Raw genomic sequence first — 12,002 nt, 5'->3', positions numbered from 1 at the left:
CATGAGAAGCGTCGAGGCACAGCTCCTGCACCGCCCGCCGGGCCTGACGGCCGGCGAGATCGTCCGCCACCTGGCGGCGATGCAGGCCCAGGACATCCCCTCCGCCCTCCTCGCCTTCCGCGCCCGCTCGGCCACCCTCACCCCGGCCGGCATCGACGCCGCCTGGCAGTCTCGCGAGATCGTCAGGATGTGGGGCCCGCGTGGCACCCTCCACTTCGCCCACGCCGACGACCTCCCCTGGATCCATGCCCTGACCAGGCGCGACACGACCATCCTGCGCCGCCTCGCCGAGGAGGGCGTCACCGGCGACGACCTCCTCCCGCTCATCGCCGGAACCCTCGAAGGCCAGGGCCCGCTCACCAAGGCCGACCTCGAGGAACGCCTGTCCGGCCGGGCCCGCGGCCAGGGGATCGTGCACCTGGTGGCGCTGGCGGCCTACCACGGCCTGGCCGTGCTCGGCCCGCTCCGCGCCGGCAAGCCCACGTACGTGCACGCCGCCGACTGGCTGGGCGGCCCCGTCGTCCCCGAGCCGGACCGCGAGCGCGCGCTGAAGGAACTGGCGACCCGCTACCGCCGCGCGCACCACCCCGCCGGCCCCGAGGACCTGGCGGCCTGGTCCGGGCTGCCGCTCGGCGAGGCCCGCGCGGCCTGGCGCCTGAGCGCCGCCGAGCCGCCGCCCGCTCCGGAGGGGCCGGTGGTGCGGCTCGCGCCCGCGTTCGACGAATACCTGATGGGCTGGCGCAGCAGGGACCCGATCCTGGCGCCCGAGCACGCCGGGCAGGTGTTCCCCGGAGGCGGCGTCCTGCGGCCGGTCGTGCTGGTGGACGGCGCGATCAGGGGGGTGTGGGGGAGGAAGGGCACGCAGGTGACCGTGCGGCCGTTCGAAGAGCTGCCGGATGGGCTGCTCGACGACGAGATCGCGGACGTACGCCGATTCCTGGCGGACAAGGCGTGAAAGCGATCCGGTGCATCGGGTGATAACAAATGACCACTGATACACCGGAAGGCAGCACATGACGGGGGAGACCATCGCGACCACGGTGCCCTGGGCCGCCCGCGCGCCGGGGGCCCTGGACGCCGACGGGTTCGCCGAGGTGTTCGGCGCGTACTTCGGGGAGATCCACACCTACGTCGCCCAGCGCCTCGGCCCCGACCACGCCGAGGACGTCGTCGCCGAGACGTTCCTCACCGCGTTCCGCAAGCGCGCCTCCTACGACCCGTCCCGCGCGGCGGTGCGCACCTGGCTGTACGGGATCGCCACCAACCTCATCGGCAAACACCGCCGCCTCGAGGCCCGCACCCTGCGCGCGCTCGGCCGCTGCGGCCCCGACGGGGACGCGCCCGGGCACGAGGACTCGGTGGCGGTCCGGGTCAGCGCCCAGAGCCTGCGCCCGGAGCTGGCCGCCGCCCTGGCCGGGCTGGACCGGCGCGACCGGGACGTCCTGCTGCTGGTCGCGCTCGCCGGCCTGAGCCACGACGAGATCGCCACCGCGCTCGGCATCCCGTACGGCACGGTCGGATCGCGGCTCAACCGGGCCAGGAAGAAGCTGCGCGCCCTGCTCGGCGAGGCGGTGCTGGTCCATGGATGACCTGGAGTTCGTCCGCGACCTGTACGGCCGGCCGCGACCCGGCCCCGACGCCCGGGCCAGGGTGTGGCGGCGGGTGACGGCCAAGCGCCGGCGCCGGCGGCTGTCGTGGCTGGCGGTCCCGGTCGCGGCGCTCGTGCTCGCGCTCGCGTTCGCCGTCCGCCCGGCTCCGCCGTACACGGACATCTCGGGCGGCCGGGCGATCCTGCTGTCGGCGGCCACCAGAGCGGCCTCCACGTCCGCCTCCTCCGGTCCCTACTGGCACGTCGAAAAGGAGCTGGACGGCTCCAAGGTGATCGAGCTCTGGGCGAGCAGGGACGGCAGGGCGTGGAGATCGGAGAACGGCGAGATCGAGCCGGTCACCTCGCCGTTCAGCATGGGGGGACGCGACCTGACGTTCAGGCAGATCGAGAGCCTCCCGGCGGAGCCGGCGGCGCTCAAGGCACGGGTGACCGCGATGCTCCCGCCCGGCTCCGAGGGCCTGCTCGCCGACGCGCTCAGCGGCCTGCTGTGGACCAAGCCGTCCGCCCCCGGTGTGCGTGCCGCCGCCTACCGCGCCCTCGCCGACCTGCCCGAGGTCCGATATCTGGGGCCTGGTAAGGACACGTGGGGACGCGCCGGTGAGGCGTTCTCCTTCGGCCTGCCCTCGGGGGTCCAGCGGACCTTGATCATCAACCCGGCGACCTCGCAGGTGCTGTCCAGCGCGGACAGCGGTCCGGACGGCCGCTCCGAGATCGTGCTCGGCGCAGGCTGGACCGACCGGGGCCCGGACCTTCCCTAGCCGCTCACTCAGCACGGCGCGTGGGTTTCGCGCGTCCTGAAACAGGAGCCACGACGTTGTTCTGGCGTGCCCGCTCGACCTCAGGCAGGGCCATCTGCCTGAGCGACCAGTTTCCCGGGATCAAGGTGGAGGAGGTGATGCGCGGGCGGGTCACGTTCGTCGGCCTGCCGCCGGTCGATCTCGGCACGGACGTCGACTGGACCGCGAACCCCCACGGCAACCGCTCCTGGGCGCTCAACCTGCACGCCCTGCGCTGGATGGGCCGCCTCGTCACCCAGTACGAGCGCACCGGCGAACCCGCCTACCTCGACCGCGCCTCCGCCCTGGCCGCCCATTGGATCCGGGAGAACCCGCGAGGCCGCCCCGGCATCAGCCCGTGGGCGTGGGCCGAGCACGCGGTCGCGTTACGCGCCCCGGCGCTGGTGTGCCTGAGCGAGCACGTACGCACCGGGCCGCTGTGGGACAGCCTGGCCGAGCACGGCGAGATCCTCGCCGACCCCGCGCTCTACCGGCAGGGCCACAACCACGGCCTGGACCAGGACATCGCGCTGCTGGTCGTCGGCTGCCGCCTCGGCCGGGCTCGCTGGCGGGACCTGGCGATCCGCCGGATGACCGCCTCCGCCGAGCTGGCCGTCGACGCCCAGGGCGTGCTGCACGAGCAGGCCCCCCGCTACGGCCTGTACGTGCACCGCCGGCTCGGTGTGGACCTGCGCGCGATCCGCGAGAGCGGCGCCGAGCCGCCCCAGCGGCTGGTGGCCAGGCGGGCGGCACTGGAGACGTACATCGCGCACGCCACCCAGCCCGACGGCCGACTCGTCCCCATCGGCGACAGCCCGGCCGACGTCCGCGCGGACGGGTTTCCGCATGTGGGGCCGGCGGTGCGGGTGTTCGACGGCGGCTACGTCTTCGGCCGGACCGCGTGGGACGACCCGCGGTCCGCCCACTACTCGATCAGGTTCGGCCCGGGGCGGCGGCTGCACGGGCACGAGGACCACCTCGGCGTCACCTACAGCGCCCACGGGCGGCGGATCCTGGTGGAGGCCGGGTTCCACTCGTACGAGAGGACGGGCTTCGTGGAGTGGACACGCTCGCCGGAGGCGCACAACGTTCCGGTCGTGGCGGGGACCTTCCGGCCCGGCACGGCCACGCGGCTGGTGAGCTCGTCCGCCGGGCCGTCACGCCAGTGCTTCGAGCTGGCCGACGACGCGTACGGGGTGACCAGGACCCGGCGCGTCCTGGTCGACCACGGGCCCGACCTGATGGCGGTGCACGACTCCGTCCCCCGCGGGACCCTGCGGAGCCTGTGGCACTTCGATCCGGCGCTGGAGGTGATCTCCTGGGACGACGGCGCGGTGGTGCTCGGCGACGGGGACTGGCGGGTGACGTTGCTGCAGGTCCCGGGGGCCGGTCAGGCGGTGCGGCCAGGGCTGGTGTGTCCCGGGTACCTGCGTACCGCGGAGGCGGTCACCGTCCTGTCTCCCGAGGCGGCCGGCGTGCTGACGGTGATCGTGCCGGGGGCAGCCGCACCCCAGATCTCCATTTCCGGACATGTCATGACCGTGCACACGCCGGGCGGCCCCGTTCAGCTCCCGTACAGCCAGTCGACGTAGGTGTGGCTCGACAGGTCCCTGGTCCGGAACAGCTCGTTACGCAGCACCCTGGCCACCCCGTCCACGTGCCAGATGTCGCCCCAGAGCCGGGCCGTGCCCTGGACGCGGGCCGTCCGCGGGACGCGGATCTCCTGGTACGCGGCCAGCGCCCGGTCCCAGTCCCCGCCCGCCGACTGCTCGGCCAGGACATGGGCGTCCTCGATCGCCTGGCAGGCGCCCTGGGCCAGGTATTGCAGCATCGGGTGCGCCGCGTCCCCGAGCAGGGCCATCCTGCCCCGCACCCAGGTGCCGACGGGCGGGCGGTCGAGCATGGGCCAGTGGCGGTCGCGCCACAGGTGGGGAAGGCCCTTGCCGATCTGCGCGCAGCAGCCGTCGAAGGCGGCCTCCAGGTCGCCGGGGCCGCGGAAGACCGCGACCTGGTTGAGCAGCTCGCCGCCGCGCAGGGCGTACTGGACGAAGTGGCATTCAGGGCCCAGGTAGGCGACCACGTCGGAGGTGTCGAAGTCCTCCGGCAGCGGACACGTGCCCCTGTAGGCGACATATCCAGAATTCTCGGGTTCGTCGGCCACGAGCTGTGCCCGCAGCCCCGACTGCAGCCCGTCCGCCGCCACCAGAGCGCCGCCCTCGTGCACCGACCCGTCCGCGCAGTACGCCCGCGCCCGCCCGCCCTCGGTCGCCACCCGCTCGACGTGCCGCCCGTTGAGCAGCTCCACGCCGGCCTCGGCGCAGGCGTCGAGCAGGATGGCGTGCAGGTCGCTGCGGTGCGCCACGACGTACGGCGCCCCGTACCGGCGTCTGAACCCCTCGCCCAGGTCCAGGCGGGTGAGCTCCTCGCCGGTCAGGGCGTCGCGGAACACCAGCCGCCCGGGCAGCACCCCGGCCGCGATCACCCGGTCGAGCAGGCCCCAGGCGGCGAGCAGGCGGGTGGCGTTCGGGCCGAGCTGCAGCCCCGCGCCGACCTCGCCGAACTCCGGCGACCGCTCCAGCACCCGCACCGACCACCCGGCCCTGGTCAGCGCGAAGGCCGTGGCCAGCCCGCCGATGCCGCCCCCGACGACCACCACGTCACTCACGAGCGCCCCAGCTCCTGTCCCGCCCAATCTGCCACCGGCCTCAGCCGGCCCTCCGCGTCCTGCGCGCACCGCCCACCTCTACGCCGCCGGCCCACCGTCACAACCAGCGCCCGATGGCCGGGGCGCCGGGCTCGGGCGCGGGCCCCCGCCCGGTGACCCAGGCCGCCAGCTCGGCCGCAGTGCCGCGCACCTCCGGCACAGCAGTGCCGCGCACCTCCGGCACGACATCGGCCTGAGACGGCCCGGCCGCCCCCACGGAGTCCGCGGCCGGCGCGGATACGTGCCAGACCGCCTCCCCGTCGGTGGCCCTGAGCACCATGGCCGGCCCCTGACCGCGCGCCGACCACAGCCCGACCACGTCCCCGACGAGCGCGTCCACCAGTTCACCGGGGAAGTCGGCGAAGCTGCCGCCCAGGTCCACGCCGTGTATCCACACCTCGCGCGTCCGCATCCAGACGATCTCGGTGGCGGGCACGACCCGCCCCTGGGCGGTACGCACCGTGGCCTCCCACTGCGTCCCGCTCAGCCGTCCCAGATCCGCCCGCAACTCCTCGGCGGTCTCCTTCGCCAGCCCGGCCAGCTCGGCGGCGGACAGCCGCCCGGCCAGCTCCTCGATCTCGACGTCCCGGGCCTGCGGCGAGGAGTACATGGGACGCTCCTCACCGGTGCGCGCCCAATGCACCAGCCGCCCCAGCGCCAAGGCGTTCGCGGCCACGTGCGCCACCACGTGCCGCCCCGTCCACCCCGGCAGCCGGGTTGCCCGATCGAGGTCACAGGCCTCCATCCGGGACGCGAAGTACGCCGTCCCGGAATCCAGCCATCCGAGGTCAGCCATGACGGCGCGCCGTGTTCACCAGCTCCCCGACGCCGGAGACGCGCGTCACGACCTTGCTGCCGTCCGCCAGGTACCGCGGCGGCTTGCGCGCGTGGCCGACGCCGCCCGGCGTGCCGGTGGCGATGACGTCCCCGGGCCGCAGCGTGAGGATCTCCGACAGGTACGCGATCAGCTGGGCCGGCGAGAACACCAGGTCGCCGGCGTCCGCCTGCTGCATCACCTCCCCGTCCACCGCGCACTCCACGGTCATCGGCGTGCCGGCCACCTCGTCGGGCGTGACGAGGTACGGCCCGAACGGCGTGGTGGCCTCGAACGTCTTCCCCTGGAGCCACTGCAGCGTGCGGGTCTGGTAGTCCCTGGCCGTCACGTCGTTGAGCACCGAGTAGCCCGCTATGCAGGCCGTCGCCTGCTCGGGGGTGACGTTCCTGGCCGTCGTACCGACGATGACCGCCAGCTCGGCCTCCCAGTCCATCACCTGGGAGACGGCGGGCAGCACGATGTCGTCGTACGGCCCGATCAGCGACTCGGCGAACTTCGCGAACACCGTCGGGTACTCCGGCAGCTCCCGCCCCATCTCCAGGATGTGGGTGCGGTAGTTGAGCCCCACGCAGATGATCTTCCCGGGCCGGGGCACCACGGGCGCGAGATCGGCCGTGGACAGCGGATGCCAGGGCCCGTCGGCGGCGGCCGCCACCTCCCGCCACTCGGGGTCGGCCAGCAGGGCGCCGACGTCGGGCCGGCCGATCTCCACGGCGTGGTCGCCGTCGATGCGGGCGGCGGCCGTACGGCGCGGCAGCCGCAGCGTCGCGAGCTTCACGCGAGTCCTCCTACAGATATCAGCTTCACGCCGGCTCCTCCCGGTACTGGTGCAGGCCCTCGAAAACGGGCGTGTCAGAGAAACGGAACAGATCAAAACGGGTCTCGGCGCGGAACGACCACGCGCACCACGACGGCACCACCACGAGGTCACCGCGGGACAGCCGCCGCTCGGCGCCGTCGAGCGTGATCGTGCCCTCCCCGTCGAACACCTGGTAGACCGACGACCCCACCTCCCGCCGCGCGGCGGTCACGGTCCCCGGCCGCAGCCGGTGGAACTCGGCCCTGAGCGTCGGCATCACATCGCCGCCGGTCGTGGGATTGCTGTAGCGGACGGCGGCGTGACCGGGCTCGACGACCCCCGGATGGCCCTCGTCCTCCAGCGCGAGCTGCTCGTCCAGCGCCCGGTCCGTGTACTCCCAGCGGTAGGCCGCGATGGGCGAGCTCGGCGTCGCGCCCAGGGCCGACACGGGCCGCAGACCCGGATGCGCCCACAGCCGCTCCGACCGCGACACGCTCGGCGTCGTGGCGTCGGTCACCTGATCGGGGCCGAACTCGAAGAACGAGGTGTCGGTGTAGTGCACGAGCGGGATGTCCAGCCCGTCGATCCAGGCCATCGGCGCGTCGGTGGTGTTGTGGTGGCCGTGGAAGTGCCAGCCGGGCGTCAGCAGGAAGTCGCCGCGCCGCATGGCCACCGGGTCGCCGTTCACGACGGTCCAGACGCCCTCACCCTCGACGACGAAGCGGAAGGCGTTCTGGGTGTGGCGGTGCTCGGGCGCGACCTCGCGCGGGCCCAGGTACTGGATGGCCGCCCAGAGGGTCGGCGTCGCGTACGGCACCCCGTCCAGGCCGGGGTTGGCCAGCGCGATCGCCCGCCGCTCCCCGCCCCTCCCGACGGGCACCAGCTCGCCGGCCCGCTCGGCCAGCGGGTAGAGAGTCTTCCACTCCCACACGTGCGGTCTGGCCTTCGGCTTGGGATGCATCGGCATCAGGTCGCCGACCTGGGTCCACAGCGGAATCAGGTTCTCGGCCGCGAAATCGGCGTACAGCCTCTCCTCCGGGTTCATGGACCCCACGCTAGGCGAATTGTTCTGTATACCGCACTACCATTCTGCTATGAAGAACAAGCCTGCGTACGCTCTCGGTTCGGTGGACAACGTCCTGCTGCTCCTGCACATGCTGCGCGACCAGGGCCGGCTCAAGGTCTCCGACGTCGCGAGGGAGCTGGGCATCGCGCGGTCCACGGCCCACCGCCTCCTGGTGATGCTCGTGTACCGCGACTTCGCCGTCCAGGACGAGCACCACACGTACCTGCCGGGCCCGTTCTTCGCCTCCATGCAGGCCGCCACGGGCGGCTCGGCCCTGCGCGAGCTGCGTGCCAGGACCAGGCCCGCCATGGAGGCGCTGTGCGCGCGGGCCGGCGAGACCGTGAACCTCACCATCCGGGTCGGCACGGAGGTGCGCTTCCTGGACAGCGTGGAGTCCTCGCAGATCCTGCACGTGGGCGACCGGAGGGGGACGATCCTGCCCGCGCGGCACTCCTCCGGTGGCAAGGTCCTGCTCGCCGCCCTGCCCGCCGACCAGCTCCGGGAGCTCTACCCCGACCTCACCGACCCGGAGTTCGCCGCCCTGGCGCGCGAGCTCGACGAGGTTCGGGTACGCGGCTACGCGCTGAACATCGACGGGACCGAGCAGGGCGTCTCCGCCATCGGCGCGGCCCTGCGCGACCGGCACGGCACGCCGGTCGCGGCGCTGTCGATCTCGGCCCCGTCCGCCCGCTTCGGGGTGGACCGGGTGGCGATGTTCACCAAGGAGCTCCGCCTGGCGATCGCCGAGGCCGAACAGGCTCTCGCCGGTCTCGACGTATAACCCTAATGGGGTTATATTAGGGGGTATGCCGAAGATCAATGTGTATCTGCCGGACGACCTCGCGGAGGCCGTCAAGGAGGCCGGGGTGCCCGTGTCCGCGGTATGCCAGCGCGCGCTGGAGCAGGCCGTGCGCCGGGTGACCGCTATCAGGCAAACGGTTCTGAGTGACCTCAACCTGGACGTCCCGACCGGGGCGATGACCCATCTGACAGCCAAGATGCGCACGGTGATCAAGCTCGCCGCCGACCAGGCGGAGGGCGCCGGCGTCGGCACCGAGCACCTCCTCGCCGGCATGCTCACCGAGGGCACCAACCTGGCGCTGCACGTGCTGCGTGCCATGGACATCGATCTGGAGCAGGTCAAACGCGACCTCGCCCGCCACCAGCCGCCACCCGCCGAGCGAACCGGCGCGGGCGCCGAGTCTCCTGCGCCGCGAAGCTTCAGCGGGCCGGCCGCCAACGCGCTGGAGTTCGCCGCCAACGAGGCGATCTCGCTCGGTCACAACTACGTCGGCTGCGAGCACCTCCTGCTCGGCCTGGTCGCCGAGCCCGACGGGACGGCAGGCCAGGTCCTGCGCGCGCTGGGCGTCGAGCCCCGCCTCGCCCGGCGCGCCGTCACCGCGGCCCTGGCCGGCTACGTCCACCTCCGCGCCCAGACCCAGCAGGCCGACCCCGCCGCCGAGAGCCAAGGGCTGGCCGCGCTGATCAGGAACGAGCTGCAGCCGCTCGTCCAGCGCCTCGAACGTCTGGAAGAGCACGTCGGCCTGGGAACCTGAGGATTCCTGTGCGTCCCCCCACCCGGCGGCACGCGCTCACGGCGCTCCGCGTCACCCTCGCCGCCGCGATCGTCGTCGGCCTGGTGATCGGAGCGCTGTGGTGAGCCGCACCCGCGACGCAACTGTCAGGCGACCTTCGAGGAAGCCGCCGTCCAGGTGTTGCACGCTCCCGGTTTGCCCGCCTTGTACCCCTTCTCGATCCAGTAGAGGCGATTGGCGGTCTTGCCGTGGAACCTGTTCTTCCAGGAGTCCGGGACCTTGATCACCGGCTTCCAGTCCTTGACCACCCGCCCCAGGCTCTTCGCCGACACACCCGCGAAGCAGTCGATCTGCAGGTAGTACCGGCGGTTGTGCTCGTGCATGACGGATTCCGACGCGCCGTTCTCCAGTCCCCACCACGCTTCCCCGATGCCGGTCTGCCCGGTGACGACCCCGCTCCATGTCATCACGATGGACGTGAACACCTTGAGGTCGTCCTTGGCCTTGATCCAGTCGTCGGCCAGTCGCACGCTGATGGACGTGGCGCAGATCTCCGAAAGGGAGCCGGAGAGGTCCATCCCGGTGGAGCAGGACCGTTTGTCGGACGCCTCCTTGAATTTCACCTCCACCGGCTTGAACTCCTTGATGGCCGGTTTCCACGCCGAGTTCAGGCAGCCCACGAGCTTGGTGATGTATTTCTTGGTCGAGGCGCCGCTCGTGCCCTTGACCGGCTTGCAGGCGACCTTGGGGAGCTTGGCCGCCTTGTAGAGCTCGTTGTGGGTCAGCTCGGGGGCGCCCTTGACCGGCTCGGCGTGGGCCGTTCCGGAAAGGAGGGCCAAGCCGGCGGCCGTCCCCGCTAACAGACGAATGATCATGGTGCTGGATATTAGGGCCTGGCGAACGCTAGAGCCAGTCCCGGCGTTTGAACACCATGTAGAGGATCAGGCAGACGGCGGCCATCAGCACGATGGCGAACGGATAACCGAACACCCAGTGTGTTTCCGGCATGAAGTCGAAGTTCATTCCGTAAATGGTCCCCACGAGAGTGGGCGCGAAGAGGATGGCCGCCCAGGCGGAGATCTTCTTGACCTCCTCACCCTGCCTGATGCTCGCCTCGGTCATCCGCGCCATCTCGGCGTTCTGCGCCTGCGTCACCAGCGTCGAGTTGACGACCAGGATGTTCTGCAGCATCTGGCGGAACGACGAGATCCGCTCGGTCACCGTGATCGCGTGGTCGGCCACGTCCCGCAGGTAGCTCTGCAACTCGTCGTTCACCCCGTACTTGGGAGCCCCCGCGATGAATGCGTGGATCATGCCGACCAGCGGCGCGGTGGCCCGCTGGAACTCGATGACCTCGCCGGACAGCTCGTACACGCGCCGCGACACCGACGGGTCCCCGCCGAAGACCTGGACCTCGATCTCCTCGATGTCCTTCTGCAGGCCGGCCACCACCGGCGCGTAGCCGTCGACCACGGCGTCGAGGATGGCGTACAGCACGGCCTGCGGGCCCTGCCGCAGCAACTCCGGGTCGGACTCCATCCGCTTGCGCACGGCCTGCAGGTCGGGCGCCTCCGCATGACGTACGGTGATCACGAAGTTGGGGCCGACGAAGACGTGCACCTCCCCGAACGCGACCTCCTCCACGTCGTCCAGGTAGCGGGCGGCCCGCAGCACCACGAAGAGCGTGTCGCCGTAGCGGTCGGCCTTGGGCCGCTGGGAGCCGACGATGGCGTCCTCCAGCGCCAGCTCGTGCAGCTCGAACTCCTCGCCGAGCTTGACGAGCTCCCATTCCTTGGGACGGTAGAGCCCGATCCAGGCCATGCCGTCCGGCATTTCCTTCAGACGCTGGAAGGCGTCGGCCAGCGAGCCGGGATTGTCGACGCGCTCGCCGTTCCGGTAGATCGCGTTGTCGATGACCGTCGGCCGGTACGGGCGCTCCTCCGTGGCGCGCGGGTCCATGGAGAGTTCGGGCGCTTCCTCGCGTACCTCGCGGCCGCGACCGAAACCCTTGACCCTGGCCATGCACCCTCCAGAACGACTATGCCGGGCCGAGCGCGTCCAGCTGCTGCGCGGCCCGGTCCCTGATGGTCTTGCGCCACATCGGAGTCCACCCGAAGATCAACCCGTGCGGCCGGCCGAGCGCCATCCGCGACCAGCGCCGGAAATCGAACTCGTCGTGGTGACGAACGATAAGATTGTCGTCGAATCTGAAGAATGCGTCGATTTCGAGGACGGCTTCCCGACCCGTCCCGGGGAACGTGTAGCGGGCCGTCCAGCGCGCGGTCCCCGTGTGATCGTCGGCCGTCACGTCCCGGTGCTCCGATCGCAGCCCGTCACGCACGTCCAGCCGCAGCCGCCACATTCGCATGACCCGGTCGCGGCCCTCGACCTCCGGGTAGATGGGGTCGCCGAAGCTGACCTCGGGGTGGTAACAGGTCTCCATGGCCGCGAGGTCGGCCCGCCCGAGAGCGTCGAAGAAAGCGCTGATGAGCGCCACGTGCTGGTCGTTCACCCTTCCATCAGATCATGGCCGCCCGGTGCGCCACCATCTTCCCCGGCGGCGGGAGACATCCAGGTGTACGGCGGACGAACTTCCGATCGATCGCCCCGGCGGCCCCAGCCGTCGCCACCCGTTCGGCATTCCCACATCAGAATCAGGTTCTGTGTCCACGGCCGAG

General features: G+C 71.7%; 13 protein-coding genes. 6 read left to right on the top strand and 7 right to left on the bottom strand.

Translation table 11 applies throughout. The features are described from left to right. The first annotated feature begins 1 nt into the window (after position 1). Genes ACIBX3_RS06235 through ACIBX3_RS06220 form a run of 4 tightly spaced genes read left to right on the top strand, consistent with a single transcriptional unit; the run spans position 2 to position 3,977 of the window. Positions 2 to 955, top strand: a complete 954-nt coding sequence (locus ACIBX3_RS06235) for a winged helix DNA-binding domain-containing protein (protein WP_397113699.1) — start codon at positions 2 to 4, stop codon at positions 953 to 955. A 58-nt stretch (positions 956 to 1,013) separates the two neighbouring features. Then, positions 1,014 to 1,589, top strand: coding sequence for an RNA polymerase sigma factor (locus ACIBX3_RS06230; RefSeq protein ID WP_397113697.1), 576 nt, complete (start codon positions 1,014 to 1,016; stop codon positions 1,587 to 1,589). After that, positions 1,582 to 2,367, top strand: a complete 786-nt coding sequence (locus tag ACIBX3_RS06225) for a hypothetical protein (RefSeq protein ID WP_397113696.1) — start codon at positions 1,582 to 1,584, stop codon at positions 2,365 to 2,367. The genes ACIBX3_RS06230 and ACIBX3_RS06225 overlap by 8 nt, the downstream gene beginning before the upstream one ends. Positions 2,368 to 2,423: 56 nt before the next feature. Next, positions 2,424 to 3,977 carry a heparinase II/III family protein gene (locus tag ACIBX3_RS06220; RefSeq protein ID WP_397113694.1) on the top strand — a complete coding sequence of 518 codons (1,554 nt, stop codon included), beginning with the start codon at positions 2,424 to 2,426 and terminating at the stop codon, positions 3,975 to 3,977. Here the strand turns inward: ACIBX3_RS06220 and ACIBX3_RS06215 are convergent. The 4 genes from ACIBX3_RS06215 to ACIBX3_RS06200 form a co-directional block, all read right to left on the bottom strand. Next, entirely contained in the window at positions 3,950 to 5,050 is a 1,101-nt protein-coding gene (locus ACIBX3_RS06215; protein WP_397113692.1) for an FAD-dependent oxidoreductase, read from the bottom strand. The genes ACIBX3_RS06220 and ACIBX3_RS06215 overlap by 28 nt on opposite strands. A 97-nt stretch (positions 5,051 to 5,147) precedes the next feature. Then, complete coding sequence (locus tag ACIBX3_RS06210; protein WP_397113690.1) at positions 5,148 to 5,885, bottom strand: maleylpyruvate isomerase family mycothiol-dependent enzyme; 738 nt, start codon at positions 5,883 to 5,885, stop codon at positions 5,148 to 5,150. Then, entirely contained in the window at positions 5,878 to 6,702 is an 825-nt protein-coding gene (locus tag ACIBX3_RS06205; RefSeq protein ID WP_397113688.1) for a fumarylacetoacetate hydrolase family protein, read from the bottom strand. Before ACIBX3_RS06205 ends, ACIBX3_RS06210 begins: the two co-directional genes overlap by 8 nt. 25 nt (positions 6,703 to 6,727) lie before the next feature. Further along, positions 6,728 to 7,768, bottom strand: a complete 1,041-nt coding sequence (locus tag ACIBX3_RS06200) for a cupin domain-containing protein (RefSeq protein WP_397113686.1) — start codon at positions 7,766 to 7,768, stop codon at positions 6,728 to 6,730. Between the two features lie 49 nt (positions 7,769 to 7,817). On the opposite strand from ACIBX3_RS06200, the gene ACIBX3_RS06195 reads away from it, so the two are divergent. Together ACIBX3_RS06195 and ACIBX3_RS06190 are read left to right on the top strand one after the other, a co-directional pair. Continuing rightward, positions 7,818 to 8,570 carry an IclR family transcriptional regulator gene (locus tag ACIBX3_RS06195; RefSeq protein WP_397113684.1) on the top strand — a complete coding sequence of 251 codons (753 nt, stop codon included), beginning with the start codon at positions 7,818 to 7,820 and terminating at the stop codon, positions 8,568 to 8,570. Between the two features lie 25 nt (positions 8,571 to 8,595). Beyond that, positions 8,596 to 9,345: a Clp protease N-terminal domain-containing protein gene (locus tag ACIBX3_RS06190; RefSeq protein ID WP_397113682.1), complete on the top strand. Its 750-nt coding sequence runs from the start codon at positions 8,596 to 8,598 to the stop codon at positions 9,343 to 9,345. 125 nt (positions 9,346 to 9,470) lie between these two features. Here ACIBX3_RS06190 and ACIBX3_RS06185 read toward each other — a convergent pair whose 3' ends face one another. Genes ACIBX3_RS06185 through ACIBX3_RS06175 form a run of 3 tightly spaced genes read right to left on the bottom strand, consistent with a single transcriptional unit; the run spans position 9,471 to position 11,836 of the window. After that, positions 9,471 to 10,199, bottom strand: a complete 729-nt coding sequence (locus ACIBX3_RS06185) for a hypothetical protein (RefSeq protein ID WP_397113680.1) — start codon at positions 10,197 to 10,199, stop codon at positions 9,471 to 9,473. A 28-nt stretch (positions 10,200 to 10,227) separates the two neighbouring features. Next, on the bottom strand, positions 10,228 to 11,346 hold the full coding sequence (locus ACIBX3_RS06180; protein ID WP_397113678.1) for a magnesium and cobalt transport protein CorA: 1,119 nt from the start codon (positions 11,344 to 11,346) through the stop codon (positions 10,228 to 10,230). A gap of 16 nt (positions 11,347 to 11,362) precedes the next feature. Next, positions 11,363 to 11,836: a nuclear transport factor 2 family protein gene (locus ACIBX3_RS06175; RefSeq protein ID WP_397113676.1), complete on the bottom strand. Its 474-nt coding sequence runs from the start codon at positions 11,834 to 11,836 to the stop codon at positions 11,363 to 11,365. Positions 11,837 to 12,002: the final 166 nt, after the last annotated feature.

The sequence above is a fragment of the Nonomuraea sp. NPDC049480 genome (assembly GCF_044465905.1).
GTDB lineage: Bacteria > Actinomycetota > Actinomycetes > Streptosporangiales > Streptosporangiaceae > Nonomuraea.
This window is presented reverse-complemented; position numbering and strand designations above follow the sequence as displayed.